33 protein-coding genes and 1 pseudogene are annotated in these 24,511 nt (G+C 44.2%); 20 read left to right on the forward strand and 14 right to left on the reverse strand.

Annotation, left to right across the window (positions count from 1 at the left end; translation table 11 throughout):
* Positions 1-51 precede the first annotated feature (51 nt).
* Entirely contained in the window at positions 52-2,043 is a 1,992-nt protein-coding gene (sir, locus tag QUB16_RS01800) for a sulfite reductase, ferredoxin dependent (RefSeq protein ID WP_333313609.1), read from the reverse strand.
* A gap of 286 nt (positions 2,044-2,329) precedes the next feature.
* Here sir and QUB16_RS01805 point away from each other — a divergent pair, with 286 nt between their 5' ends.
* Positions 2,330-2,578, forward strand: a complete 249-nt coding sequence (locus QUB16_RS01805; protein ID WP_333282151.1) for a chlororespiratory reduction protein 7 — start codon at positions 2,330-2,332, stop codon at positions 2,576-2,578.
* Between the two features lie 95 nt (positions 2,579-2,673).
* On the opposite strand, the gene QUB16_RS01810 is transcribed toward QUB16_RS01805, so the two are convergent.
* Positions 2,674-3,054, reverse strand: coding sequence for a hypothetical protein (locus QUB16_RS01810; protein WP_190737398.1), 381 nt, complete (start codon positions 3,052-3,054; stop codon positions 2,674-2,676).
* 118 nt (positions 3,055-3,172) lie between these two features.
* Positions 3,173-4,564: a glycosyltransferase gene (locus QUB16_RS01815; RefSeq protein WP_333313610.1), complete on the reverse strand. Its 1,392-nt coding sequence runs from the start codon at positions 4,562-4,564 to the stop codon at positions 3,173-3,175.
* Positions 4,565-5,083: 519 nt separating this feature from the next.
* Here QUB16_RS01815 and serS point away from each other — a divergent pair.
* The gene (gene serS, locus QUB16_RS01820) at positions 5,084-6,364 is read left to right on the forward strand and encodes a serine--tRNA ligase (RefSeq protein WP_333313611.1); all 1,281 of its coding nucleotides are present in this window, start codon (positions 5,084-5,086) and stop codon (positions 6,362-6,364) included.
* A 234-nt stretch (positions 6,365-6,598) separates the two neighbouring features.
* Here the strand turns inward: serS and QUB16_RS01825 are convergent, their stop codons facing one another.
* The gene (locus QUB16_RS01825) at positions 6,599-7,615 is read right to left on the reverse strand and encodes a hypothetical protein (protein WP_333313613.1); all 1,017 of its coding nucleotides are present in this window, start codon (positions 7,613-7,615) and stop codon (positions 6,599-6,601) included.
* Positions 7,616-8,117: 502 nt separating this feature from the next.
* Positions 8,118-8,255, reverse strand: coding sequence for a hypothetical protein (locus QUB16_RS01830; RefSeq protein WP_333282124.1), 138 nt, complete (start codon positions 8,253-8,255; stop codon positions 8,118-8,120).
* Between the two features lie 317 nt (positions 8,256-8,572).
* Here QUB16_RS01830 and msrA point away from each other — a divergent pair, with 317 nt between their 5' ends.
* The 4 genes from msrA to QUB16_RS01850 all read left to right on the forward strand — a co-directional run bounded on the left by msrA (position 8,573) and on the right by QUB16_RS01850 (position 10,755).
* Positions 8,573-9,226, forward strand: coding sequence for a peptide-methionine (S)-S-oxide reductase MsrA (msrA, locus tag QUB16_RS01835; RefSeq protein WP_333313614.1), 654 nt, complete (start codon positions 8,573-8,575; stop codon positions 9,224-9,226).
* A 126-nt stretch (positions 9,227-9,352) separates the two neighbouring features.
* Positions 9,353-9,676, forward strand: coding sequence for a hypothetical protein (locus QUB16_RS01840; protein ID WP_333313615.1), 324 nt, complete (start codon positions 9,353-9,355; stop codon positions 9,674-9,676).
* A gap of 121 nt (positions 9,677-9,797) precedes the next feature.
* Entirely contained in the window at positions 9,798-10,139 is a 342-nt protein-coding gene (locus QUB16_RS01845) for a YtxH domain-containing protein (protein ID WP_333120908.1), read from the forward strand.
* Positions 10,140-10,176: 37 nt separating this feature from the next.
* Entirely contained in the window at positions 10,177-10,755 is a 579-nt protein-coding gene (locus QUB16_RS01850) for a DUF948 domain-containing protein (protein WP_333313616.1), read from the forward strand.
* Positions 10,756-10,772: 17 nt separating this feature from the next.
* Here QUB16_RS01850 and QUB16_RS01855 read toward each other — a convergent pair whose 3' ends face one another.
* Positions 10,773-12,560 (reverse strand): cellulose-binding protein, encoded by a 1,788-nt coding sequence (locus QUB16_RS01855; protein ID WP_333313619.1) that lies wholly within the window; start codon positions 12,558-12,560, stop codon positions 10,773-10,775.
* 4 nt (positions 12,561-12,564) lie between these two features.
* Here QUB16_RS01855 and QUB16_RS01860 point away from each other — a divergent pair, with 4 nt between their 5' ends.
* The gene (locus QUB16_RS01860) at positions 12,565-12,735 is read left to right on the forward strand and encodes a hypothetical protein (protein WP_333313621.1); all 171 of its coding nucleotides are present in this window, start codon (positions 12,565-12,567) and stop codon (positions 12,733-12,735) included.
* Here QUB16_RS01860 and QUB16_RS01865 read toward each other — a convergent pair.
* Positions 12,732-13,232: a DNA-binding response regulator gene (locus QUB16_RS01865; protein WP_333313623.1), complete on the reverse strand. Its 501-nt coding sequence runs from the start codon at positions 13,230-13,232 to the stop codon at positions 12,732-12,734. The genes QUB16_RS01860 and QUB16_RS01865 overlap by 4 nt on opposite strands.
* Positions 13,233-13,648: 416 nt before the next feature.
* Here QUB16_RS01865 and QUB16_RS01870 point away from each other — a divergent pair, with 416 nt between their 5' ends.
* Positions 13,649-15,868 (forward strand): hypothetical protein, encoded by a 2,220-nt coding sequence (locus tag QUB16_RS01870; RefSeq protein WP_333313624.1) that lies wholly within the window; start codon positions 13,649-13,651, stop codon positions 15,866-15,868.
* A 142-nt stretch (positions 15,869-16,010) separates the two neighbouring features.
* The gene (locus tag QUB16_RS01875) at positions 16,011-16,655 is read left to right on the forward strand and encodes a hypothetical protein (RefSeq protein WP_333313625.1); all 645 of its coding nucleotides are present in this window, start codon (positions 16,011-16,013) and stop codon (positions 16,653-16,655) included.
* Between the two features lie 180 nt (positions 16,656-16,835).
* On the opposite strand, the gene QUB16_RS01880 is transcribed toward QUB16_RS01875, so the two are convergent.
* Together QUB16_RS01880 and QUB16_RS01885 are read right to left on the reverse strand one after the other, a co-directional pair.
* On the reverse strand, positions 16,836-17,207 hold the full coding sequence (locus QUB16_RS01880) for a XisI protein (protein ID WP_333313626.1): 372 nt from the start codon (positions 17,205-17,207) through the stop codon (positions 16,836-16,838).
* A complete protein-coding gene (locus QUB16_RS01885) occupies positions 17,195-17,614 on the reverse strand; it encodes an element excision factor XisH family protein (protein WP_333313628.1) in 420 nt (139 codons plus the stop codon). The genes QUB16_RS01880 and QUB16_RS01885 overlap by 13 nt, the downstream gene beginning before the upstream one ends.
* Before the next feature lie 339 nt (positions 17,615-17,953).
* Here QUB16_RS01885 and QUB16_RS01890 point away from each other — a divergent pair, with 339 nt between their 5' ends.
* From QUB16_RS01890 to QUB16_RS01900, 3 genes are read left to right on the forward strand one after another with little or no spacing between them, the layout of a single operon-like run.
* Positions 17,954-18,169, forward strand: a complete 216-nt coding sequence (locus QUB16_RS01890; RefSeq protein WP_333313630.1) for a hypothetical protein — start codon at positions 17,954-17,956, stop codon at positions 18,167-18,169.
* Complete coding sequence (locus QUB16_RS01895; RefSeq protein ID WP_190738037.1) at positions 18,166-18,342, forward strand: hypothetical protein; 177 nt, start codon at positions 18,166-18,168, stop codon at positions 18,340-18,342. Before QUB16_RS01890 ends, QUB16_RS01895 begins: the two co-directional genes overlap by 4 nt.
* A gap of 10 nt (positions 18,343-18,352) precedes the next feature.
* On the forward strand, positions 18,353-18,739 hold the full coding sequence (locus tag QUB16_RS01900) for a hypothetical protein (protein ID WP_333248516.1): 387 nt from the start codon (positions 18,353-18,355) through the stop codon (positions 18,737-18,739).
* On the opposite strand, the gene QUB16_RS01905 is transcribed toward QUB16_RS01900, so the two are convergent.
* Positions 18,723-18,845 carry a hypothetical protein gene (locus QUB16_RS01905; protein ID WP_333313631.1) on the reverse strand — a complete coding sequence of 41 codons (123 nt, stop codon included), beginning with the start codon at positions 18,843-18,845 and terminating at the stop codon, positions 18,723-18,725. The two genes, QUB16_RS01900 and QUB16_RS01905, sit on opposite strands and share 17 nt — an antisense overlap.
* A 67-nt stretch (positions 18,846-18,912) precedes the next feature.
* On the opposite strand from QUB16_RS01905, the gene QUB16_RS01910 reads away from it, so the two are divergent.
* A complete protein-coding gene (locus tag QUB16_RS01910; RefSeq protein ID WP_190742266.1) occupies positions 18,913-19,137 on the forward strand; it encodes a DUF433 domain-containing protein in 225 nt (74 codons plus the stop codon).
* Positions 19,138-19,325: 188 nt separating this feature from the next.
* Entirely contained in the window at positions 19,326-19,505 is a 180-nt protein-coding gene (locus QUB16_RS01915) for a hypothetical protein (RefSeq protein WP_333313632.1), read from the forward strand.
* A 118-nt stretch (positions 19,506-19,623) separates the two neighbouring features.
* Here QUB16_RS01915 and QUB16_RS01920 read toward each other — a convergent pair whose 3' ends face one another.
* Entirely contained in the window at positions 19,624-19,851 is a 228-nt protein-coding gene (locus tag QUB16_RS01920; protein WP_333144411.1) for a hypothetical protein, read from the reverse strand.
* Positions 19,841-20,098, reverse strand: coding sequence for a hypothetical protein (locus QUB16_RS01925; protein ID WP_333144410.1), 258 nt, complete (start codon positions 20,096-20,098; stop codon positions 19,841-19,843). Before QUB16_RS01925 ends, QUB16_RS01920 begins: the two co-directional genes overlap by 11 nt.
* Before the next feature lie 280 nt (positions 20,099-20,378).
* Here QUB16_RS01925 and QUB16_RS01930 point away from each other — a divergent pair, with 280 nt between their 5' ends.
* From QUB16_RS01930 to QUB16_RS01950, 5 genes and pseudogenes are all read left to right on the forward strand, one after another.
* Positions 20,379-20,717: a hypothetical protein gene (locus QUB16_RS01930; RefSeq protein ID WP_333313634.1), complete on the forward strand. Its 339-nt coding sequence runs from the start codon at positions 20,379-20,381 to the stop codon at positions 20,715-20,717.
* Positions 20,714-21,103: a type II toxin-antitoxin system VapC family toxin gene (locus QUB16_RS01935; protein ID WP_333313635.1), complete on the forward strand. Its 390-nt coding sequence runs from the start codon at positions 20,714-20,716 to the stop codon at positions 21,101-21,103. The genes QUB16_RS01930 and QUB16_RS01935 overlap by 4 nt, the downstream gene beginning before the upstream one ends.
* 146 nt (positions 21,104-21,249) lie before the next feature.
* Positions 21,250-21,372: pseudogene (locus QUB16_RS01940) on the forward strand (BrnT family toxin); the annotation flags it as partial.
* A gap of 16 nt (positions 21,373-21,388) precedes the next feature.
* On the forward strand, positions 21,389-21,541 hold the full coding sequence (locus QUB16_RS01945) for a BrnT family toxin (protein WP_333313718.1): 153 nt from the start codon (positions 21,389-21,391) through the stop codon (positions 21,539-21,541).
* Positions 21,528-21,824 (forward strand): hypothetical protein, encoded by a 297-nt coding sequence (locus tag QUB16_RS01950; RefSeq protein WP_333313636.1) that lies wholly within the window; start codon positions 21,528-21,530, stop codon positions 21,822-21,824. Before QUB16_RS01945 ends, QUB16_RS01950 begins: the two co-directional genes overlap by 14 nt.
* 120 nt (positions 21,825-21,944) lie before the next feature.
* Here QUB16_RS01950 and QUB16_RS01955 read toward each other — a convergent pair whose 3' ends face one another.
* Together QUB16_RS01955 and argB are read right to left on the reverse strand one after the other, a co-directional pair.
* Entirely contained in the window at positions 21,945-22,208 is a 264-nt protein-coding gene (locus QUB16_RS01955) for a DUF4926 domain-containing protein (RefSeq protein ID WP_333313637.1), read from the reverse strand.
* Between the two features lie 168 nt (positions 22,209-22,376).
* Positions 22,377-23,288, reverse strand: coding sequence for an acetylglutamate kinase (gene argB, locus QUB16_RS01960; protein ID WP_333313639.1), 912 nt, complete (start codon positions 23,286-23,288; stop codon positions 22,377-22,379).
* Between the two features lie 246 nt (positions 23,289-23,534).
* On the opposite strand from argB, the gene QUB16_RS01965 reads away from it, so the two are divergent.
* Positions 23,535-24,323, forward strand: coding sequence for an HAD family hydrolase (locus QUB16_RS01965; RefSeq protein ID WP_333313640.1), 789 nt, complete (start codon positions 23,535-23,537; stop codon positions 24,321-24,323).
* Positions 24,324-24,511 lie beyond the last annotated feature (188 nt).

The raw sequence follows: 24,511 nt of genomic DNA on the forward strand, positions 1-24,511 counted from the left end.
GCCTTTATATTACTTTTGCCAGAAGTCTATTGAATACAATCGAAAATCGGCTTATCCTTCCTCCTTAATCTTCTTTAAATAAGTGGAAATCGCTTCTGTAGCTAGCTGCGTGATTGGCTTGCCCTGACGGGCTGCTTCTTCCTTGAGCTCGTTGTAGATTTCATCGCGGACGCTAATTCGACGGCGGACTTTGCCGCCGCCAGCAGTGGCAGTCTCGTTTTCATCGCCGTTACTAGACGTAACTTCTAATTCATTAATCTCAGTTGTCATCGAGTCAGCAGATTGGTAGTTGGTTACAAATTGACGGATAGATTCTAACCCGACGCGATCGCAAAAATTGCCAAAACTCTCGCTCAGTTGCCGTTTTTGCTTGAAATAAACAAAAATCGGCTCCAGAAAAGCTTCAAAATCCTTGACGTGCAGCTTTTCCTCAATTGGTTTTGCCAGCCGCGTTTGATCGGGAGAACCGCCCAGCCAAATCTGGTAGGATTCCGGGGAACTCCCGACAAACCCCAATTCTGCCATATAAGGGCGGGCGCATCCATTTGGGCAACCAGTCATCCGCACCACCAAATGCTCGTCTGCCAAGCCCACTTTGGTTAAAAGCGCCCGAATCCGCTCTAAAATGCTCGGCATCACGCGCTCAGATTCGGTAATCGCTAACCCGCAAGTCGGCATTGCTGGACACGCCATCCCATAGCGCACTAAGGGGTCGATCGCAGTTTCCCGCTGAATGCCACATCGATCGAGTATTCCCTGAATTTCTTCTTTAATATCCGGCGAAATATCGTAAATCAGCACGTTTTGGTGCGGCGTCGCCAGTACCGGCAAGTTGTACTTCTGGACAATTTCCCGCAAAGCCGTTTTTAGCTGAAATGAACCTTCATCCTTGATCCGGCCATTATCCACAGAAATGCCGACAAACAGTTTGCCGTCTCCTTGTTCGTGCCAGCCCAAGAAATCAAAATACTTCCACTCAGGCAGCGGTTTAAAGGCTTCTAGCGGCTTGCCAAAATAGTCGGCTACTTTTTCGCGGAACCACTGTACACCTTTGTCGTTGATCAGGTACTTTAGCCGCGCGTGCCGTCTGTCTGTGCGATCGCCAAAATCTCTTTGGGTTGCTACAATTGCCTTGACCAAATCGTAAACATCATCCTTGGCAACATAGCAAATCTCGTCAGCAACCCGCGCAAAAGTTTCTTCTTTATTGTGAGTGCGGCCCAAACCGCCGCCAGCAAACACGTCAAAACCTTGTAACTCGCCCGCTTCATTGGTAATTACCACCAAGCTCAAATCCTGAGAGTACAAGTCAATTGAATTGTCTCCCGGCACGGTAACGGAGCACTTGAACTTGCGCGGCATATAATGGCTGCCGTAAATCGGTTCTTCTTTGTCGTCGCTAAAGATTGTGCCGTTGCCGTTTTTCTGTCTGGCGGCCTTGACTGCGGGGTCTTCCTCGGCTGAAACAGCTTTTTCGCCGTCCAACCATATTTCATAATAAGCACCGGTTTGCGGTGTCAGCAAATCGGCGACATTGTTGGCGTATTGCAGCGCATACTTGTATTCTGGGCGATTTTTGTACGGTGCTGGCGGTGCCATGATGTTGCGGTTCAAGTCGCCGCAAGCTCCCAAGGTTGACCCCATATTTTTAATAATTGAGGAAAACACTGCTTTAAGATTTTTTTTCAACACGCCGTGCAGTTGGAAACCTTGGCGCGTTGTGACGCGGATCGTCTGGTTGCCGTATTCTTCAGATAGCTTGTCTAAGGCTAAGTATAATTGCGGCGGAGTGAACCCGCCGGGATTGCGGGTGCGGAGCATGAACTGATAGTCTTTTTCTTGTCCTTTAACTCGATTGTCGCGGTTGTCTTGCTGGTACGAGCCGTGAAATTTGAGAATCTGAATCCCTTCTTCGGTGAAGTGGGTAGTTTCTTGTAACAGTTCAGTCGCAACGGGTTCTCGTAAATAGTTGCTGCGTTCTTTGAGACCTTCTGATTTAGAGGGCTTGCGCGCAACTGGGGTTGAAGTGGAAGATGTGATCATGGGAATGTATAGTGCCAGTTATAATTAGATACAGCCGATCGAATATTTCTTGACAATTTGACACTTGACAAATTTGCACTTGACAAATCTCCTCAGAAATGCTGTGTCGGATCTGTTGACAACTCGGTTAATAACTAAGTTAATAACGGTAATCCGGTAGGAATTCTGATGTTGTTCTATTGTAACACGATCGAGCTGGGGCTGGAAAATTGTAATTAAGAGTTTATACTTTCGATCGCTTAAGTGTACGAAACTTTAGAAATAATTAACCTCAACCTTTGAAACTATGTCACTGTATGACGAAGACACCTTTGTGGTCTTAGAAACAAACCAGCCAGAGCAGTTTTTGACGGCGGCGGAACTGTTAGAAAAGCTGAAAGCCGTGTTAGCCGAGGAACACGAAGATTTGCCGCAGGAGGTGGATAAAATATCTGGCTTGGAAGCTCAAGCCAAGTATTTAATTGATACTTATTGTGAATTAGATGTCGGGCCTGGAAAATTTTTGCAGTGGTACGCAGTGCGTCTAGAAAAGTAATTTTGGGGATGGGGATTGGTAGTACAGTTAGCCGTTAGCAGTTAACATTCAACAATTCTTCAATCTAAAACCCCAAATCTAAAATCTAAAATCGGTTAATCTTCCAACTGTTGAACCGATGATACTTCTACTGCGGTAACATCGATCGTACCGGGCGGTGTCAAGCGACTAAAATGACCTTCCTCTATTTTCAGAGGTTCCCCGCAGTTGGCACACTGAAACTGAGTTTGATTTAAAGCTGTAAATTCGTATTGACAAACTGGACAATTGTCCTCAATTAAATTGCGTTTCAGCCACCACTGAAGCGCGAAAAACGCGACCACAGGCGTCAGCAACAAAAAAGCTACTAGAATCAACACTGATTTAACTATCCAACCCAAACCAATAGACACCAACAAATACGCGATGCCCAGCAGTATCAGCCAATTGCTAATACGGGGTAGCTTGAAAGATATTTTGGGGGTGCCTTGGTTCACGGTGGTCTCCTTGGGTGTCTTTGCAGGTAGGCATAACTCTATCCTACTCAGAAATTCAGGCGGTCGATCGAGTTAATTTTCCCATCATACACCCAGAAACCGCTCTCTACGTTATAAGTTAATCAGAGTCAGAGGGTTGAAACATTCCTTGTAAGGATTGACAAAGAGATTCAAAACTAAATCTTGCCAGGGTTTGTTCCCTCAACCAGTGGCGATCGCACCTTTTATCCTCCCCTCGCAGCATTTCCACACAAGCAACCGCTACTGCTGCGGAATCTCGGTGAGGAACTCGCCACCCCAGTTTACCATCTTGCAGCGGATCGGCTGACCCGTCCGCGTCCCCCGCCAGCACGGGTACTCCGCAAGCCAGCGCTTCCAAATAAACTATACCGAAGCCTTCCTGGGAGGGCATTACATAAGCATCGGCCAACTGGTAATGTGCTGCTAAATTTTCTGTGGGTACAAAACCCGCAAATATTACTCTTTCGGTAACTCCCAAATCATCAGCGAGTTTGGCTAATCTAGGTCGATCGTCTCCTCTGCCAATAACTAAGTATTTCACATTCGGAAAAGTTTTGGCTATTTGCGGCAAAGCTTGAATTGTGACATCGACGCCTTTGTAAATATCGCTCGATCGCAATCTGGCTACAGTCATCAATATTTTAGCACCAACCAATTTGTACTGCTCTAATAAATCCTGTGGCTTCGGCCCATGCGTAAATATATTTTCATCTACAGTACAAGGCACTATTTGGAATTTTTCGGGATTTAAGTTGTTAATTTCGCAAGTACGCGCGGCGAAGCTATCCCGTAGGGAATCGCGCGTGTACCTGCTAATAGTCCAAATACTCTCAGCTTGTCTCATTGCTGTTTGATATTTGGGAGCAAGCGGTTCCCAAACTTCCTTGCCGTAAGTTAAAATCGTGTAGGGAATTCCCAGCGGCTGGCATAAAGTTTGAATTAGCGGTGCGAGTTTGATGTGACCGCAAAAAACCCGCTGCGGTCGTTTTTGCAGCAAGGATGTTAGCAATTTTGCGGCAAACTTAATACGGCCAAACCAAGCGGGATGAGTTTTTAGGTAATAAAATTTCAGATTTTCAGTCCTGGTGCAGAAACCGGGGTTTTTTAGGGAAATACTTGCTTTTTTGCGAGTGCCATGCTCTGATTGGGTTCGTTCACGGGACGATCGTACTGTGGTATCATTCGCAGCTAACGGGATTTGATATAGCAATCCTAAATGATTTGTGGGATGGGCATCTTGCCCGTCCAAGCTAGAAGCCTGAACCACGTTCATAACTGACTTGGAATTGCTATATAAGTCCTGATTTTTTGACTCGAAGGGATTGTGACAATCTGGGGAATCTCGCAACAGCAAAACTTCAGCTTGCGGCGAGTTTGTCCCTGCGGTTATGGACAGGTAAGCTTTGAGAATGTCTTGAACGTAGGATTGAATGCCGCCTTCGCTGGCAAATATTTCTAGGAAACAGAATAGGTAATTTGTCGATCGCATTTTTCGATCCAATTAAAACTCCCGCCTGATTTCGATGATGCGGGGAATTCTTCGCGCACCCAATCATATATATAGCGTGTTGTTGGAGTAGTGTGCCGGCGATCGACCAACTTTCGGATGCGCGCCCCTATCCCCGCGCGCCACCTTCGGGCAGCCAAACCCTTCTGCGCTTTCAAGTCAGCCCTCAAACAAAAAACCCAGCCATTGCTGGCCGGGGTAGAAAATTATCAGGGTGCATCTACTAATGTGCTTACTATAGCATCAATTGTGGGGTGTCACCCATCATGGGTGACACCAAGGCAGATTTCTAGATGAGAATAAATTATGATTGAGGTGAGAAAAGATTGAGAAAACTTGTATGTCTGAGCGTATTGTCCCTGTTAACCTAAGATAGGACAGACGCAGGAATCCTCAGAAACCCTGTTAATTCATAGATTTATGCTTGCCAAAGCCAAGATTTTCCAAGAAACCGGGTTTCTGAGCGCAAGTCCGATAAGATTTAAGATTTAGAATAAATCTGTGCTAGACCTCAAATTAATCCGAGAAAACCCGCAAGCCGTACAAGAAAGCCTCAACACTCGCGGAGGCAACTATGAAATCGAGCCGATTTTGCAATTAGACAAACAGCAGCGGGAGTTGGAAGGCAAGCGATCGCAACTACAAGCCCGCAGCAACGAAATTGCCAAACTCATCGGTCAAAAAAGAAAATCGGGTTTACCCCTCGAATCTCCCGAAATTCAGGAACTGCAGGCAGAAGGCAACGCTGTCGGCACCGAGTCGAACGAACTGCAAGCACAGGAAAAAGACCTAAAAGCTCAAATAGAAGCTTTATTGCTACCGCTGCCAAACTTGCCCGGTTCCTCAACGCCGATCGGCAAAAATGAAGAAGAAAACGTCGAAATCCGGCGCTGGGGAGACGAATACATACCCCAAAACCCCGGTATTTTACCGCACTGGGAAATCGGCGAAAAATTAGGAATTATCAACTTTGAACGGGCAGTAAAAATCGCTCAGCCCCGCTTTGTTACCTTAATTGGAGCCGGGGCAGCCCTGGAAAGAGCCATTATTCAATTCATGCTCGATCGCCACACAAAAGCCGGTTATGTAGAAGTGATTCCCCCACTTTTAGTTAACACTGAATCCCTCACTGCTACGGGTCAATTACCCAAATTTGCTGAAGAAAGTTTCAAGTGCGACCAAGATGATTTGTGGCTGATTCCTACTTCCGAAGTTCCGGTTGTCAATTTGTACCGAGGTGAAATTTTGACAGCAGAACAGTTGCCAATTTATCACTGTTCTTACACTCCTTGTTTTAGGCGCGAAGCTGGCAGTTACGGCAAAGATACGAGGGGATTAATTCGATTGCATCAATTTAATAAAGTGGAATTGGTGAAACTCGTGCATCCGAGTACCTCCGAGGCAGAGCACGAAAAGTTAGTGCAGGATGCTGAGGGAGTTTTGCAGGCGCTGAAATTGCCTTATCGGGCGATCGCACTGTGTACCGGCGACTTAGGTTTCGCTGCTGCCAAAACCTACGATTTAGAGGTGTGGCTGCCCTCTGCGGGCAAATACCGCGAGATTTCCAGTTGTTCTAACGTCGCAGATTTTCAGGCGCGGCGGGCAAATATTCGCTTTAAAGAAGCGGGTAAAAAAGGCACTCAATTCGTTCACGCGCTGAACGGTTCCGGTTTAGCTATAGGCCGGACAATGGCGGCAATTTTGGAGAATTACCAGCAGCCAGACGGAACTGTAAAAGTGCCGGAAGCCTTACAACCCTATTTGGGACGGGAAGTTTTATAAGTCACTCGGCGATTGAAATCGCGACTATACAAACGAAGTCCGCCTTCGCGGACTAAGAAGTAACACTGTTAGAGCCCCGACTTCTTCAAGAAGTCGGGGTTCTGGATCTTCTGTTTTTGAAGTGGCTCTAATTATACCAAATCAGGCATAAATATCCTCCTTATTTCTTAGTCCGCCGAATCATCTTTGTTTGTGTAGTAGCGGTTTCAACCGCTGAATCATCGACGTGGTAATTTATAGTTTAACTAATGCTTCCTTGATATCGATCGCCAAAAATCTATCCAATGCTAGATACATCCAGTAAACAGATAACTGACTATCACTGCTAGTCTTCTGAAATCCCAAAGTCAGGCACAGTTTTTCGTACATGGGGTGAATCATCAGCGTGTACAAGTCGCAAAGATTCGGAAAATCTGTTTGCATTTCGCCTAAAACTTTCTGTGAGTCTTCGAGAAAAGCAATGCGGTATTCTGACAAATACTGTGGCTCGATTATCCAACTGCGGACAAATACTGACTGGCAATTTGGATCTCCTGGTAGCGCCATATCGAAAGGATCGATATCGGAAATAGAACTTAAATGAAGGCTTTTGCTAGGAGCGTTAAAAAAATTTACTTCTGATTCGCTAGCGGTGGGATAAAGTAAGTAAAACCCGACTGGATTGAGATTATCAGATCGGCGCAAAACTCGCATTCCTTTTGAGTATTGGCTAGCCAAAAGCCGGAGAATTTTAGCAATTTTGTAGGGAACGGCGTTAGTGTTGCGGTTCATCCAGTTGTAATTGGTAGCTAATAAATTGGCAACGATAATTGCGTCGCACCGAGGGTTGAAATCATCTAATTGGAGTTGTACAGGCTTTTGAGGTTCGGCGCCCTCTAAAATTTCTGAAACTGGTTGAATTTGAATTGCCGTAGTGTTACCATCAAAGTGTTTTGCGATTAATCCGAGTGCTGCTAATTTATCTAACATCATTCCGGCGGCGCGATCGCTCCCGCGATCGGAATCGCAGTAAAATAGTTCGGCGGCTTCGCGGTGAGTGCACTGCACTTCTGTTGCGGGCACTTCCAGTTTCGCCAGCGGTGGTTTGAGACGGGGCTGGCTTTCCTGAAGCTGTTTCACCGATAAGTAAACCCAAAGCCTGATAAAGCATTCAGCCCTAGTGCGAGTTACGCCTACTCGTTTCATCAACAGCGAAACAACCGTGCGGCGTTGAGAAGGAGAATACCAAGTATCTAGTTTTGCAATATCCATTTCAGTCGAGAAGCAGCGAAGGAACTCTAGTTACATATTGGCTCAATTACCATAAACTTCACCCCGCTTCAGGTTATTTGTTGCCGCTGTTGCTCAACTTGCCTGATTTCCGGCGACTCTACAAGATAGCTGCTTGCTCCTTGCAAGTTCACGGCTTCACAAAGCACAATCAATTTTAGATATTTTCTGGCTTGATTTAACAAAACAACGCACTCGACTCAATTAGCAACTTTATAAGCACCTAACGACTATGTATGGTGCAACCTCAGCACCTTACGACTATTTAATGACTGCCAACAATCTAGATAGACCCGCTCCCACACAACGAATAATCTACATCAACGCTGTCTGCGATCGAATCGAAAAAATGTACATTTGGATTGTTCGCCTTGTGAGGGTCGGTTTGTCAGATTATTCGTTTCCGACATAGATGGTTTGTAAAACCCGTTTCTACGCAATCTGAAATTAGAGTTGATTTTTCAAGTAAAATTAATAGGAGAACTCAAGCTGCTGCTAGCTGTGCTTGTTCTGCTGCTTGGGGCAAAGTCTGATTTACAACAATCCACTTGCCTGTAATTGGGTCGCGGTAAGTAATAAACGGATTAGATTTTAAAGGTTGACTGCAAGGTTTAGTGGCCATTTCTACACACTCCCAATAAATGGTATTGAATAACTTCTACAACACCATACCTTTAATAATCGGCTATGTTGCCTAAAATCAGCGTGATTTATACCTCAACAATAGGTGATATTTCAGGTATGTTTTGGTGACACAGAACACTGCCTAATGTGATTTAAAACTGCGTTGCCAGTGAGCAGTATCACCAAAAACCTTCCGTAAAAAAAATCTGCCTTCTGGCTTTTACCTTCTACCTTTAAGAAGACCACTCTTTTCAGTATACATCTGATATTATTAAGTAAGGTAAAGACGTTTATCAGAGATCCCCTCACAAACTTATGGTGCTATTTGGATTTGGCAAAAAGTCGAGCCTGCCCTCTCCCCAAGAGGCATTACCGGGACGGGCAGAGTCGATGTCGGTACCGGCAACTCACTTTGTTAACGGCAATCCGCTCAAACCTCCCTTTCCAAACGGCATGGAGACTGCCTTGTTTGGCTTGGGCTGTTTTTGGGGAGCGGAACGCAAATTTTGGCAGCAAAATGGAGTTTTTTCGACGGCTGTTGGCTACGCGGCCGGGATTACTCCGAATCCTACTTACAACGAAGTTTGCAGCGGGATGACGGGACATAATGAAGTAGTTCTGGTTGTGTTCGATCCGAAAGTAATTAGTTACGAAACGCTGCTCAAAGTTTTTTGGGAAAGTCACAATCCTACTCAAGGAATGCGTCAGGGCAATGATTCGGGTACTCAGTACCGATCGGGAATTTACACGTATTCAGCTAGCCAAATGCAGTTAGCTGAAGCTTCGCGCGATGCTTACCAGCAGGCTTTGACTCCGGCTGGTTACGGCAAGATTACTACTGAAATTATTGATGCTCCTGAGTTTTATTACGCAGAAAGTTATCACCAGCAGTATCTTGCTAAAAACCCGAACGGTTATTGCGGCTTGGGCGGTACTAAGGTTTGTTTGCCTGCTATGTCTCAGGCTTAAAACTTTTACAAGGGGTATCTTGGGGCTGTTGCAGTCCGGCAGTCCGGCAGGGGTTTAAACCCCTGCCTCAAAGCTTAAGTCGTCTGAAGACGACTCAAAGGTTATTGAGATGGTCAAAGGGATTAGTTGAAAGCAGGTAAAATAATGCTGGCTGGTGTGGTAATTATCAATTTAATGATATCTCTGGTCTGCTTTTATATTGCTGCGAAGGTGGGGAAAATCCGGCGGACGATCGCACGTTTGGAACTTCGGATCGCAGCAATGGAACGCTGTAGCAGCAATGTCCTCAGTACGTCGCCCGGTTTCCTTGGTAAAAGGCAGCAAGGTACCCACCAACTACGACGACGTTATCAACAACTGGAATTGCAACTGCAACAGGTTCAGCAACTTTTGGGATTGCTGGGTTTGGGACGGATGCTTTGGTCCAGGCGCGATCGACGTTTGAGGTAAGCTATCCTAAAACTGCCGCCCGTGCTGACTCCGTAGGATTTTCAACAATATTTCTATCTTTGTAAAGGGCTGCGATCGGGCAAACGCCCCTAAAATTGGTGTAGGGAGAGAAGTTATAAAAATGTCAACTAAACGTTCAGGATTATTTATTGGCGGTTTGCTTGTGGGTTCTGCGATCGGGGCCGTGACTGGCTTGCTGATGGCACCGCGACCCGGCAAGGAGACGCGGCAGATATTGAAAAAATCGGCCGATGCTTTGCCGGAGTTGGCGGAAGATTTATCGACTAGCGTGCAGTTGCAGGCCGATCGACTTTCTGAAACTGCAATCCGAAATTGGGACGAAACTTTGATTAGACTCAAAGAGGCGATCGCGGCCGGTTTAGAAGCGACTCAGCGGGAACGCCAAATACTGTCGGAAACTGAAGCCGAAGTGAGTCCCCCGTCGCGCCCTCCCATCCGCTAAGTGACATGAAATCCTCAACCCCAAATCCGAGATTCAAGTGAGTGACCCTATATTCTGGCTAGGACTTTCGATTTTGCTAGTGGCAGTTAGCCTGACTGCTGTTTTAGTGACTTTAATACCTGCGGTGCAAGCGCTGGCCCGGGCGGCCCGCAGCGTGGAAAAGCTCGCTGACACGCTTTCTCGCGAATTTCCGCCCACTTTGGAGGCGATTCGGTTGACGGGGCTGGAAATTAGCGAGTTGACGGATGATGTCAGCGATGGGGTGCAAAGTGCGGGAGAGGTTGTGAAACAGGTCGATCGAAGTATTGGTAGCGCGAAAAAGCAGGCGCAAAACCTGCAGGCTACAACTCGCAGCGTGGTGAGTGGGATGAAGGCTGCTTGGAAAACTTTAACTCGCAAGCCGGCGATTTCTGGGACAAATCGCCGATCGACAGATAGATTGTCGCCGAGTCAAAGAAGTGCGCTTTCGCTGAGGGATTCGGGTTTGGAGGACAGATATTCTGGGGGTTACGGTGCCGGTACGAATAATGGGGAATCCCCCAGGTTGAGGAGTAGCGAGGGTTCTGGTTTGCCGGGGGATGCTGAAGATTTTGAGGGAGTGTCGAAGGATTCTTGATTCCACCCAATTCCTCATCATCCCTCAACAGCACACCCATCCCACCAGCAAGGATTCTTATCAATAAAATCCATCAAAGCATCATACTTAGGCGAACCCTTTTGTTCCACATATTCCAAAGCCCCCCAACTTCCCCACTTACTAAATGAACTCACATCCACAAAGTGCATAAAAAGACTGCCTCCAGCTTGTTTCCAACTATTGAGTAATTGGGTGTAGAGATCATACATTTCTGGGCGCCTATTTAATTCCATAAAAAACTTGGTCAGTTTTTCGTTATTCTCAACTCCTTGAATACCTACAATATGTTGACCGCCCTCGTAAACAAATAACTTGAGACCTTTTTTTTGAGCCACATCTAAGTAATACCTAAAGTCATTATCAACATCGGGCAAACTATCTTTGTAGCCAGGAAGTAACCCGCCCTCTCTTAATTGTTTAAAAGCTTTGCCAAACCCGCCATCTGCGTCATTCAACCAAGACTCTACTGTGCTGACATTTTCTTTCCCGCCCAAGTTTCCGCTAAAATATCCAGCTATGGCTAGGGCATCAATACCGTGTTGATAACAAGGTTTATTGCCCTCAGCCACCCAATAGGAACACTCTAAAGAATAAGTTTCTAACTCTCTCCAGGCTCTTTGAGTTCCTAACACGCAGACAACTCGATTCTTTTGATCCCCAAAAACGCCTTTCCAGATATCGCACATTTGAGCAGTACGCATTCCGTGCCATTGCATAAAAGCATCGCCTTTATCTCCCCACCTCGCTTTACCTTGTTTCAAAGCATAATGCGATTGTGGAAATGACCAATTCCAAACCTCATTAGAATACTCTACATAAACTTTCAGCTTGGGATCTAAACTATCTTTTACCATTTTAGCAAAGTTAGTCATATATTCATCCGTAGCCTGATGCGGCATATTAAACCAGGGTTCTTCTTGGACTTTATTAGCTAAAGTCACCATAACTTCTATGGGAACATTTCCTCTGTAAGCATAGGATACACTCTCTGGTTTAGGTCGGTTTGCCCATTCTTTTTGTTCGGAACCATTTGTTGCCATCCAGTCCATAAAACGCAAGACTCTAAATTTTTTAATCTTGTCTATAAACAGCGGATTAAATATTTCACCACTTTGATAAAGCTGTTCATCTTGGGAGCGAACCACTTTAATATTGCGGATATAGTTCCCTGTTTTCTTGGGATCGGTAGCAGTAATTATAATGTAGATGCCTCCGCCTTGTGTGGCATCTACATTAATGATATCCCTCCCAGGTTTCGACGCAGCCTCATCTTTTTTGGCATCAAAGCTATATTCGATCGCACCCTCACCCTCATAAGTAACAATATATTGGCCTGAAGGATAGCGATTGGGGATTTCCCTAAGTAATAGCGTACTTACCCTAGTATATTTAGGAGCATCTTCGGGTGATGGCAGAGACTTCACCCACCCATTTTCATCAATATTTAAAAGATTATACTCCTCTGTATCCCATTCACCTTTACAGTTTGGTTGTCCGCTGACGCATTGAGTTATCCATTTTCTAGAAGATTTGAAAGCATCTAAAAAGGGTAATTGTGTTGACCAGTCAGCAATACCATTAAGCCCAACTCCTAAAGAAGAGCGAGAATTTGACGTATTTTGTACATTTGCACGCACAGCTACTTTGTTATCTACTTGCCGTGCTGCTGTGGGAGCAATATTAGTTGTTAAAGCCCAACATCCGGGAATGAAAATGACAAAAATTAATAAACCCAGCACAAAGCCCAGAGCTTTTTTGTTCGATCTGATACTTAATCGAGACATAAATTTGACTAATTTGATTGTTTTAGGTAAAATCGAAGCGAGTGAGGCAGTTTTAATTTTGATATTTTATCAAAAAGTTCCTTTTCAAACTATCAGCTATAAGATTATTAACATTTTTGCCTCTCAGTGGAGGGGCGATCGCCCTTTCTGTCCCCAAGTGCGATCGCCCATCTAATCCTCTTTATCCAAATCTTCTTTTTTTGCAGTTTCTGAAGTTGAGGGGAATTCTAGTCGAATGTTGATATCAATTGATACTGTACTTTCTTTAAAACCTATATTAACTATTTTTACTAATGCTTCTGTGGGTACAGAATTATTTATTTTAAATTCAGGAGAAGACAGAGTTTTATATCCGGCTTCCTGTAGCCGATCGCAAATATTGCGCCAATTTCCTACAGGTTCGTTAGGTACATCTGCGATTTTTTTAACATATTGGTATAAAGTTTTACATAAATAAACCTCTGCACTTTTGGAACTCTGAAACAGTTGGCGGGCGATTTCGGCGGGACTGCAACCGGAAAGCAATCCTCGGAGGTAGAGTTTTTCTGTTTCTGTTAGTCCCCGGCGCGATCGAGGAGAGATTTGCCGTTTAGCTTCTGCAAAAGCTTGGTACAGCCTTTCTAAGTCCCAGTGTTTGGCGGCTTCGGCAAATAAGTCTTCCTTTGAGGCCATTGTCGGGTGTGTTGAGATGTGGCTAACGATAGCATAACCGAAATTGCTAGCGTTTGTTAGTTGCTTGGTAGCGGTAGCTAGTGTAGTATTATACTAACGACTAAATAGGTAAGTGTAAATACTTAGATCGGCGGGGAGGCGCGATCGCTTCAACTAACGTCAAAGCTAGTATTTGCAAAAGTCAGAGGCCGCTAAGTAAAGTTTTGTAACAAAAAAGCAGTATTTTGCATAAAACTTGCGGACTCAGCCTGATAGATAAATAGAGCTTTAGAAGTACCGCTACTGTTGCGGTTCATCGGGGCTAAGGGTTCATGAGGGCGATCGGCCGATCGGCTTTGATAACAAACAGTTTATTTAATCCAAGCAAACACAGGGCAAGTCTATGTACTTGTCTCTAATCAACACGAGGGAATAACGTGTCTAATTTTTTCACGCCTGAATTCAATAACGAAAGTGCGATCGCACCTTGGAATGCCACTCTAGAACCGACTAAGGCAATTATCCCGCAGCTAGATGCTAACCGCGTCCTAACCGGGGGTGTTAGTCAGGAAGTTAATATCCCGACTTTAACGCCACAAGCCTATGACAATATCATCTTGCCTGACGATTTGCTAACCCGGATGGCTAGTGCAGTGAGCACGGACTCCAACAGCAGTTTACCGGATAGCTCTGTCGATTTGCTAACAGGTCAGGCGATGTCTGAGGTTTATGGGGATTTGAGTAAGTTTGCGGCCGGGCCAGATTTCGTGGCGAAGATGAATTTGGCTTTTGGGGAAAACTGGGATGCTGCGGGTGCGAAAGCGTTAGCTGAAGGATGGTTTAATGGGGATTTTAGCGATATCCCGCCGGTGAAGGTTGTCTCGTCTGCTGAGATTGATGGGGCGAATGGGGCTTTTGCGGCGGCGACGGATACGATTTATTTATCGAAGGAATTTTTGGCTGGGAATGTGGCGAATCCGGCGGTGGTGGCGGATGTGTTGCGGGAAGAAATCGGGCACTCTGTTGATGCGCGGTTGAATGTTACGGATTCACAGGGGGATGAGGGAGCGATTTTTGGGGCGATTGTTCAGGGGAAGGAGTTGAGTCAGGGTGAGCTTCAGGGGTTGAAGAGTAAAGATGATACAGCAAATGTTGTGCTAGGTGGTGAAAATACCACAATAGAAATGAGCCAGCAGGGGTGGGTTCTTGGGAGCTATATTGACTGGAGAAACCAAAACTTTGATTTCCAAAAACCAGATCAAATTAATCCGATTGGAAATAGACGTGATGGTAAGGATGGTATTTATGTCAATTGGGGTAAAGGCTCTCCTTTTGATCCCGCTAACACTGATATTGTTAACGAACTAAACTATTTTGCTACCAGTGGTTATACCCAAGCAAATTTTGAAGCTGGCAAGACTTATAAATTTAGAGTCAGTGCAGATGATTACATCGTGATGGGTGCCAAACAGATTGGTCAATCAGGTTTTAACTGGATCACGCCCCTGAATCAAGACAGAACAGAACCTGAATGGCAGCGTTTTAGCGGAGGAATTTTTAAAGACTATACTTGGACTCCCGCTCAGAGTGGTTCATATAAAGTACAGTTTTGGCATTATGATATTACTGGTGATGCCGGTGTCGATATCTCTTGGGAAGCTCAATCTCCCACGGTAAAAAACAACACTATCACAGTAGAAAACAAGACATTCCCAGTCGAGCTATCGCTTTACAAGCCATTTGGTGATGTAGGGAAAGCTGAACGTAGCAATATTGACCCCAATAAAGATACCGTTGTGGTGATTCATGGTCGTGGTAGTGGTGGGATAGATACCGATATAACTGGTTTAGCAGAAGCAGCAGCAGCTAGTAACTATTACCCAAACTCCCAGGTACTTTACTTAGACTGGAAAGAAGCAGCAAACGTTCCGATTCGTTGGGAGTCGGATTTTGGGCCGTATGGGGCGTTAAAAGTAATTCCTTACGAAGCAGCAAGCCGGATTAGACCTGTTGCTAACTGGGCTGTGGAGAAGTTGAAAGAATTAGGAATAGATCCTCAAAAAACTATTCTCTTAGGTCATAGTTTAGGCTCTTATGTTGCTTCTGAGATAGGAAGAATAGGTGGAAAAGTGAAGGAGCTTGTTGCACTCGATCCAGCTTATCCTGCTAGCAAGTACGATATTGATGGCAATAACCCTGGACTTGATACTCCAGTAGATTTTCGTGATGTTGCTACTAAGTCTATTGCATTAGTTGCTTCGGATCGTGAAGCAGGTGGTGCTGCAGGTGATAATGAAAAAGCTAGTAGTGCGAATGATTCTTATATAGTTGATTTCACTGGCTATCCAGCATGGAGGTCAACTTTTCAATATCAAATTAGCGATTATCACAAGGCTATCGTCGGTGTTTACTCTGATATACTTTCGTCTGCCTCTCGCTCGTTTAATGAACCCTTAATTTTTCCAGATAAATACTTCACATTCCAGAATGACAGGTATGACAATAATGGAATTGGATATGAAAATAGTAAATTTCCTCGTCACGACGGTCTTATAACAGTTGATTTAACGAATATAGTCGATCCTCGCATACAGAATTTAAGGTATGTAGATTCTAACAATATAGAGCAAACAACTTGGAATTGGCTGTTGTCTTAAACCGTTAATTAATAGAATCTGGGCAAATGTACTTTACTGCTAAAAGAGCACTCATTTTGCCCTAAAAGCGATTACTCTCAATTTCATTCCCATAAAATCCAGTTCTGGTTGCAGTAAATTTCAGACTTGAGAACAAATAACGATGGCATTAAGATTCATCAATGATAATGGTCTATTTCGCTTGTTCGGCGATAACATCGCAGAATTGATCGAATTATCCCCAGGGCCACTAACAAATATTCCTGGTGGTGTCTGGCTTCGAGGTGGCAATGATACAGTTATAGGCTCTACCATCAGCGAACTAATTCTGGGAAACGACGGTCAAGATAGCATCTCAAGTGGAGAGGGAAACGACAGTTTATTTGGTGGCAAAGGCAACGATCAATTGTCTGGCGGTGCAGGCGATGATTTTCTCTCAGGTGACAGGGACATTGATACACTCACTGGCGGACAGGGAAGTGATACATTTGCCCTGTCTACAGGTGGCGGTTTAGACATCATCACCGACTTTGACAATACAACTGATTTCATCCAAGTACCAGCCAATTTAAATATCGGTGACATCTTGATTCAAACCGCAGGTGCTAATACTCTCCTGACTGTGAAAAGTACAGGTGAACAATTAGCCCAACTTAATAATGTTCAGGCTTCCAGTATCACAACTGCAAACTTGTTAGCTAATCAGCCACCTCCTCAGAATACGCCTATACCTCGACCAGATACGCCCGTGTTTTTGCCCCCTGATTTTTCGTTTCCTGATTCCCCACTTTCCCCTATTCTGCTTTGAAATGTAGTGGTATCGCCCCTTTTATTCTTAGGGCGATGGTCTTTTTTCCAAAGTACGATGCTACTTTCAGTGTCGGCATCTATGAGGACTCGTCAAAGTGCGATCGTCCTTTTTTCCCAAAGTGCGATCTACCTTATTTTCCCAAATAACCAAAAGGGCGATCGCTCTTCCCCTGCAAATTTAACCCACTTGCAATAATTCTTGAGACTGTATTGAATTTGGTACGCCATAAGCTGTATAAGCTCTTACTTCTGGCGGTTGAAGTCCTAAAACAATTAACTTAGGGGGAATGCCCGCTGCTACTAATTCTTCAGCGATCGAGCGATCGGTATTATTGGCTTGAATCCAAACTTGACCGTCGATAATATCCATGTGTATGACGCAATCGTGAATTCTTCTCCCCTGAAACCATCCCATTGATAGTAACATATACCTATCGTTCTCTAAATCGAAAATTACTTGACTTTGTACCTCAATTTCAGAAGCAAAAAACCCTGAGTATTCATTGAGAATCCCTTTAACAATCTGGCGGCAATCTACTATGGTATCCATTTAACAATCTCCTCTATTTGTGGATTAAAAACAATCAACTTCAAATGATTATCGACCAATAAAATATCGGCAAACTTATCTTCAATAAAAAGCTCCTCAAAAGACATCGCAGGTATGGCAAGATAGAGCGTTCTTTCCGGTTCAGTTTGTTCTAAAATTTTCTGATAAAGAATGTATTGTCCCAAAGCCTTCTCTAAATCTAAAATTTTAGAGTCACTGATAAAACTTTTAACTTCAACAGCTATCTTATACTGATTATTTTCCGCGCCAATCAGTTTTTCTGCTCCGATATCTACAAATAGTTTTCGCTTAGCCCATTTCAACAACAACGGGTCATGAGTAACTTTCCAGCCAGCTTTAACAAGTGCCTGTTTCACAACTGGATGATAGTAATCTTTTGCTGACACTGTTGCTCCTTTTAAACGCTCTAGGACGATGCTTTAAGTATAGCAAATAAATTACCGACATTACTACCAATGACCCGAAAGATGAATCTTTAGCTTGCGTAAGTCAGGCCAGTCGGCATCTACCAGGACTCGTCAAAGCTCGATCGCCCTTATTGTCGGAAAGTGCGATCGGCATTCCCATCCCGAATCCCAAAGTGCGATCGCCTTTCCCATTTCAAATCCCAAAGGGCGATCGGCCTTTTTTTATTCACTCGCGCACATATTCAACTTGTTAACATGATAACATATCAGCAGAACAGGTGTACGATCGTGAGAATATAAAAATTGGAGGAAGCCTAAATGGGAAAAAGTACGGAAGTGCCAGCCAAGCGACACGACCCAAATTACATACAGCTATCGGGAGATGTCCGAAAAGAACTAGGACTTCAGTTTAAAGCTGCGTGTACTCTGAAGCAGCTAAATATAGGAGAAGGGTTGGAAGAGGCGATCGAGATGTGGTTTCAGGCTCAGCAAGTCCCCTCATCCAGCAAGAGCAGCAAAAAGGGGGACGAGTGAGAGATCCAGAACGGGAAAAAGAAGAGCTTGGCAATCCCATCAACGAACCCGTACAAGCGTATAACCTAAAAGAAGCGAAAAAGAAATGCCAACAGCTAGCAACTGAATATGAACGGTCTCTTGCAGATGTTCGCCCTGAAGGCAAAGCCTGGTTTCGCTGCTACTTTCAGTGAGGGAAAAGACATGAAAATTCGAGAATCTCTTGGTCAAAGTGTATGGAATCATTCTGAGGGCTGGTGCTGCGAGCCTCTTGACCCCATACCGCCCGGTCATATTGCCCTGGCCGTTGAAGCGATCGATCTTAATCTTGTAGACTGGGATATCGAAGAAATTGGCGAAAAAGCAGGTTTTGATATTCAGTACAAATACACGGGAGTCAATGACCCGAAAGATTCATCTTTAGCTTGCGTAAGTCAGTTTGTGGGCATCTATGAAGACTTCTCAAAGCTCGATCGCGATTTGGAAATTTTGATTGCAGCCGGCATCCCGCGTCATTTATTTAAAATACTGACTGACAACGATGACATCGATTTGAAGCCTGTAACGCAATACCTCAAAGCTGTCTCATAATGCTTTGAGTGTAGCGCAATTGTTTCTTTTTCCGAAAGTGCGATCGCCCTTTTTTCCCAAAGTGCGATCGCCTTTCCCATGTCAAATCCCAAAGGGCGATCGCCATTCCTTAAGTTAAAATATAACTTGTCAGATTAGATAATATAACTTATCAGATTCAGAAAGGACAAGTTATGCCTGTAAACTGGAGAGAACATATCGTTAGTACCCCCGATGTACTGCGAGGTAAACCAAGAATCAAAGGGACTAGAATTCCCGTTGGCCTGATTTTAGGATATTTAGCATCAAATAATACTGTAGAACAAATCATCGACGAGTTTCCAGATATCACCAAAGAACAGATAGCTGCTTGTCTTGATTATGCTCGCGATTTGTCGGATTTTGAAACAGTTGCCTAATGAGTTTAAGAGTGTTCATCGATCAATGCGTTCCTAAGTCTATTATTCAACTTATTCGTGATACCGAGCATGAAGTTTTTGTATTGGGAGATTACATCTCAATAGAATCTCCAGATACTATTGTCATTGCCAAAGCTCAGTAATTAAATGCCATACTTGTTTCTGTGAATGGAGACTTCGCAGATATTGTGACTTATCCGCCAACTTCATATCAAGTAATCATTTCTATTCAACTGAGAAATCACCCTGAAATTATTCCTCAGTTGATGGCAAGGCTGACAGAATACTTATCATTGCACGATAGTGAGGAGCATTATCGAGGTAAATTACTACTGGTAGAAGTTTACAGAATTCGCATTCGAGAGTAAAAAGTGATAGCGAGATCCCTTTTCCCCGAAATAACCAAAAGTGCGATCGCCCTTTTTTTCCTAAAGTGCGATCGCTCTTTCATCAATTAATAAAAACTTCTGAGTTGGAACGACAACTCTAAACGTGATAAGCAGTAATAGCAACTATTCCATCAGCACTGTAAATGGCTTCGATGCGTCTAAAAGTAGAATGAGTCCACCATACTTTCAGGCGATTTCCTTGAGCCGGAGCTGTACCAATTTTACCGTAGCCTGCTGTCAAGAGAAGTAACTCAAATTCTGTAGAAGGCAAAGTTTTGGCAGTAATTTGAATGATGCCGTCAAGCTTATGCTTATCAAGGGTCATAGCTACCTTGGTAAGTGCTATAGATACGGTAGCCAGGGAATACTAAAGCAATGCCAATGGGACTGTGAATAGTCCCCGGATAGCTTTCTTCGGGCTCGCTACCCCCAATCCGAATTTTGAGCGCACCCAGCCAAATGTAAAGCCCTGGAATTAAAGTATCTAAACTGTAGGCGATCGCCCGCATTTGAAGATCCGGGGGATTAATCGGTTTTAAATACTGTGGCTTTTCAGGTTGAGAAATGGACATGGCACTGATTCCTGTGCGGTATGGTGGAGAAGCGGTCTTGTTGAGAACATTTTAACATAACCTAAGTTTCACTTGCAAATTGTCAAGCTTAATTAATCTTATTTTACTTTCACTTGCGTAAGTCAGTTTGTCGGCATTTATGAAGACTACTCAAAGCTCGATCGTCCTTTCCTTCCCCAAGTGCGATCGGCCTATAATTTCAGCATGGCAACCACTGTCAAATTCAACAGAGCGATCGGTATAATTAAAAAAACAACATCAAATACAGTCAATTAATGCCATGATTGATAATTTGCCCATCAAGCTGCCTCACTTACCCAACAGCTTGCCCAGCGAAGGTTCTGTCCGCATTGAGTTAGTCAACGGACTCTTAATATTTAGCGCTTCTATTCAAACCCAGGAACGAATTCAAACTTTAACAGCTCAACAACAAGCATCAAATCTCACTCCCGAAGAACAAACAGAATTGGATGGATATCGAGAATTCATTAGCTATCTAAATTTGGTAAATGAAACCATGAAAAATACTTTTCTATATCCTTTGCGAGGCACTGTCATTGGCTATAATGAGCCGTTTGAACCTGCGGTTTCCTTGGAAGATTGGGAATTGTTACAATGATTGTACTAGATACTCATATATGGGTTTGGTGGGTTGACGATAACACACGACTGACTCAGAAACATCGGGACTGGATACAACAATATCAATCTCAAGGTTTAGGAATCAGCATCATTTCTTGTTGGGAGGTTTCTAAATTAGTAGAAATGGGAAGACTTACTTTGTCCGTTACAGTTGATGAGTGGTTAAAACAAGCTTTGGCTTATCCCGGAGTGCAGCTACTCGAACTCACCATTCCCATCATTGTCGAGTCAACTAAACTCACAGGTTTTCACCGCGATCCAGCAGATCAAATCATTGTGGCAACTGCGAGGATTTGCGGGTGTCCCTTACTAACTGCTGATGCAAAAATTCTGGCATATCCTGATGTACAGACTCTTCAGTGACGGTAAAAAATGCCTTAAGACGAATCTTTCGGTTGCGTTAGTCAGTTTGTCGGCATCTACGAAGACTCGTCAAAGCTCGATCGCCCTTTTTTCCCAAAGTGCGATCGCTCTTATTTAAAGAATGTTAATATCGAAGCCTGGATAGTGTGTACAGACTGCAAGGCGTTGAGTTTGAATGGGACACAAACAAATTCCAGATTAACCTAGAAAAGCATGGCGTTAGCTTTGAAGAAGCCGCAGAAGTTTTCTTCGATCCATTCTATCAGGAGGGAGATGCAACGGCTAATGACGAACAGCGTAACTTTATCCTGGGTTACTCCCGCACTCAACACTCAACGCCTATTACTGGTTGTTTATGTAGAACGCAGCTTGCGAAGACGCATCATTTCTTCCCGTCCTGCTACCCGCACTGAAAGAAAATTATATGAACAATTCTGAAGAAGAAATAAAATTGCAAGTGCGACCTCGTACAGCGGAAATAGTCTCGCTAAACATTCCAATAGATACTTTAGCATCACTTGAGAAAATAGCGGCAAATCGAGATATGTCTGTAGAAGCATTGCTTAAGTTTTATATAGGGCAAGGCTTACGGGAAGACTTAGCTAAAGTTTTTTCAGAACGCTTGCTGGACAAAACTGCTCAAGTTTTGGCGAGACACCTTGAGTCCGCCGAAGAAATATCAACTATTATTCGAGAAATTCAAGCTGAAACTGCACGTTAAATGATGGCACGATTTAAGTACCAAACTAAAAGGCGATCGCCCTTATTTTCCTAAAGTACGCGCGTGCGAAGCTATCCCGTAGGGAATCGCTCTTATCTAACTTCTCTTCTCCTCACATTACTAAGCAACTGCAAGTTCATATTGCAGAACTAAAATTTCATCAGCTTTCAACATAGCCATAGCATATTCACTCCCTTGACTATCAGCAAACTCCACTAAATACTGACATTCCTTTTCCGTATCATACACTTCAATAATAGTTCCCACAAGTCCAACTGGCAAACTAGAAATAGATGCGTATTCTGGTTCCACTAGCGCTAATCGCGTATTTGAAATCGGCTTGAGAATCGCAACAGAATCCAAAACTCTAAAGTGTTCGATCATAGTTTAACAAAAGCTGAAATCCAACAACGGTTAGAATTAGTTGAAATAATTCCCCAAAAGTACCTTCTAAAGGTTGGTAGGGGCAGGTTTAGTTTAGTTAGGATATACGCAATCGCAGCGAGTTTACCCCTTTCACGCACCCGCCCTCCCCACGCTAGGATTTACCCCTTACTTAGGCCTTAAGTTCGCGCTGCTAAACTCAGAAGCAACAATCATCGACCCAATCCCCGCATCCGTAAATATTTCTTGCAGCAAAGCGTGAGGAATTCGACCGTCAATAATGTGAGCACCCTTCACACCCTGAGCCAAACTCCGCACACAACAATTAACTTTCGGAATCATCCCCCCAGACACGACTCCCGACTCAACCAACTGTCTCGCTTCCTGAATATCCAACTTAGCAATCAGACTATCCGGCTTGTGATAATCCTCCAAAATTCCCGCCGTATCAGTCATCAAAATCAACTTTTCAGCTCCCAAACCAGCCGCAATTTCCCCAGCCACTGTGTCAGCATTAATGTTGTAAGATTGACCGTTTTCATCTGCCGCCACGCTCGACACCACCGGAATATAACCGCTGTTCACCAAAGACTCCAAAATCTGGATTTTCACGCCGCTGACTTCACCAACAAACCCAATTCCTTCCCGGCCATCTGGACGAGCTTGAATCAGATTGGCATCCTTGCCGCACAATCCCACTGCTTTGCCGCCAGCTTGGTTGATTAACGAAACAATTTCCTTATTTACTTTACCCACCAAAACCATTTCTACAACTTCCATTGTCGCCGCATCAGTCACCCGCAAACCATCCTTAAATTGCGGCTCAATTCCCAATTTTTCGAGCCAAATATTAATTTCCGGGCCGCCGCCGTGAACCACAACGGGACGCATCCCCACGCAAGCTAGCAGCACAATATCCCGAACCACCTTGTCTTTGAGATTGCTATCTTTCATCGCCGCACCGCCATATTTGACCACTATGGTGCGACCGGCAAAGTGTTGAATGTAAGGCAGTGCTTCGGACAGCACCTCTACTCGATTAGTGTCCGAATTCCTAACAAAATCGCTTTGTTTGAGCATGGGTAAATTACAAAAGACTAAAAACTTAATTCTAAACTTTAATGGCTAAAGCATATATCAACAGCCACAAAAATCACTTTTTCCCTTGAAGTTATGGACGCACAGGCTCGATCGCCTTTATTGAACCCCATCCTCAAAAAAATCATAGGTTTTTTTAATAAAAGTATTAAAATTTATGTATTATAACTTATACATTTTTTGCTACAGTCAAGAAATGTATAACTCCCTTGATTTACTTAACGTTTTATGTTAACTGCTGTCGCCAAAGACTCCGAAAACCTTCAGTACAAGCTACCATCAGAGGCTGAGTCGTCCCCCCGGATGACGGTATTTTGCGATTTAGACGGGCCCATAGTCGATGTGTCCGATCGCTACTATGCCACCTATCAACAGGGATTGGCCGATACTCAAGCAGCTTATCTCGATCGGGGAATCAACCTCAACCTTCAAATACTCAGCAAACAGCAATTTTGGCAAATGAAGCAAAACCGCGTCCCCGATGCTGAAATAGCCAAAAGTTCCGGCTTGTCGGGAGAAGAAATTAACGCTTTTCTAGGATGCGTGAGTCGGATTGTCAATCAGCCAGACTTGTTGCACTTAGATCGCATCCAGCCGGGAGTGCAATGGGCGATCGGACTTCTGCACTCCCGCGGCGTGCGGCTGATTTTAGTCACCCTGCGGCCGAGAAATCAAGCCGTTCAACTGTTACAAAATTACGGTTTAGCCAGACTGTTTACCAGCATTCGCGGAACTCAGATGGCGGATGCCGCCTATCACAACTATACAGCCTTAAAAACTGAATTGTTGGCTGAAGTGGCAGAAGAATTTGAGTCATCGCTGGGTTCGGCTTGGATGATCGGAGATACAGAAGCAGACATCCTCGCAGGAAAAGCATTGGGAATACCTACAATTGCCGTTACCTGCGGAATTCGCAGCCGCTATCAACTGCAAAAGCACCAGCCTAATTTCATTCTCAGCGATTTGATTATTGCCGTTCATCACTTATTAGGTTCGGCGCAACAGGCGATATTATAATGAGAAATAGCTACTGTAGGGGCGGGTTTTACCAACCATCCACGCCTGAAATTAACAATCTGCTTGCACCCGCCCCCACCCAACCAAAAATCACAATGTACATTTTTCGTATTTGATAAAAGTCAAGGTTGATGTAGGTTATCGGTTGTGTGGGGGCGGGTTTATATATATTGTTGGGGCTAGTTAGA

It is taken from the genome of Microcoleus sp. D3_18a_C4, from assembly GCF_036702415.1.
GTDB lineage: Bacteria > Cyanobacteriota > Cyanobacteriia > Cyanobacteriales > Microcoleaceae > Microcoleus.

Excerpts from the sequence above, each read along its gene's own strand:
- QUB16_RS01865 (WP_333313623.1), bottom strand. The coding sequence starts at position 13,232 with ATGGCCTCAAAGGAAGACTTATTTGCCGAAGCCGCCAAACACTGGGAC.
- QUB16_RS01845 (WP_333120908.1), top strand. The coding sequence starts at position 9,798 with ATGTCAACTAAACGTTCAGGATTATTTATTGGCGGTTTGCTTGTGGGT.
- QUB16_RS01955 (WP_333313637.1), bottom strand. The coding sequence starts at position 22,208 with ATGATCGAACACTTTAGAGTTTTGGATTCTGTTGCGATTCTCAAGCCG.
- QUB16_RS01965 (WP_333313640.1), top strand. The coding sequence starts at position 23,535 with ATGTTAACTGCTGTCGCCAAAGACTCCGAAAACCTTCAGTACAAGCTA.
- QUB16_RS01935 (WP_333313635.1), top strand. The coding sequence starts at position 20,714 with ATGATTGTACTAGATACTCATATATGGGTTTGGTGGGTTGACGATAAC.
- sir (WP_333313609.1), bottom strand. The coding sequence starts at position 2,043 with ATGATCACATCTTCCACTTCAACCCCAGTTGCGCGCAAGCCCTCTAAA.
- QUB16_RS01905 (WP_333313631.1), bottom strand. The coding sequence starts at position 18,845 with ATGGCGATCGCCCTTTGGGATTTGACATGGGAAAGGCGATCGCACTTT.
- msrA (WP_333313614.1), top strand. The coding sequence starts at position 8,573 with ATGGTGCTATTTGGATTTGGCAAAAAGTCGAGCCTGCCCTCTCCCCAA.
- QUB16_RS01950 (WP_333313636.1), top strand. The coding sequence starts at position 21,528 with ATGAACAATTCTGAAGAAGAAATAAAATTGCAAGTGCGACCTCGTACA.
- QUB16_RS01875 (WP_333313625.1), top strand. The coding sequence starts at position 16,011 with ATGGCATTAAGATTCATCAATGATAATGGTCTATTTCGCTTGTTCGGC.
- QUB16_RS01910 (WP_190742266.1), top strand. The coding sequence starts at position 18,913 with ATGCCTGTAAACTGGAGAGAACATATCGTTAGTACCCCCGATGTACTG.
- QUB16_RS01890 (WP_333313630.1), top strand. The coding sequence starts at position 17,954 with ATGGGAAAAAGTACGGAAGTGCCAGCCAAGCGACACGACCCAAATTAC.
- argB (WP_333313639.1), bottom strand. The coding sequence starts at position 23,288 with ATGCTCAAACAAAGCGATTTTGTTAGGAATTCGGACACTAATCGAGTA.
- QUB16_RS01900 (WP_333248516.1), top strand. The coding sequence starts at position 18,353 with ATGAAAATTCGAGAATCTCTTGGTCAAAGTGTATGGAATCATTCTGAG.
- QUB16_RS01855 (WP_333313619.1), bottom strand. The coding sequence starts at position 12,560 with ATGTCTCGATTAAGTATCAGATCGAACAAAAAAGCTCTGGGCTTTGTG.
- QUB16_RS01925 (WP_333144410.1), bottom strand. The coding sequence starts at position 20,098 with ATGTCCATTTCTCAACCTGAAAAGCCACAGTATTTAAAACCGATTAAT.
- QUB16_RS01930 (WP_333313634.1), top strand. The coding sequence starts at position 20,379 with ATGATTGATAATTTGCCCATCAAGCTGCCTCACTTACCCAACAGCTTG.
- QUB16_RS01815 (WP_333313610.1), bottom strand. The coding sequence starts at position 4,564 with ATGCGATCGACAAATTACCTATTCTGTTTCCTAGAAATATTTGCCAGC.
- QUB16_RS01805 (WP_333282151.1), top strand. The coding sequence starts at position 2,330 with ATGTCACTGTATGACGAAGACACCTTTGTGGTCTTAGAAACAAACCAG.
- QUB16_RS01945 (WP_333313718.1), top strand. The coding sequence starts at position 21,389 with ATGACGAACAGCGTAACTTTATCCTGGGTTACTCCCGCACTCAACACT.
- QUB16_RS01825 (WP_333313613.1), bottom strand. The coding sequence starts at position 7,615 with ATGGATATTGCAAAACTAGATACTTGGTATTCTCCTTCTCAACGCCGC.
- QUB16_RS01830 (WP_333282124.1), bottom strand. The coding sequence starts at position 8,255 with ATGGCCACTAAACCTTGCAGTCAACCTTTAAAATCTAATCCGTTTATT.
- QUB16_RS01920 (WP_333144411.1), bottom strand. The coding sequence starts at position 19,851 with ATGACCCTTGATAAGCATAAGCTTGACGGCATCATTCAAATTACTGCC.
- QUB16_RS01880 (WP_333313626.1), bottom strand. The coding sequence starts at position 17,207 with ATGGATACCATAGTAGATTGCCGCCAGATTGTTAAAGGGATTCTCAAT.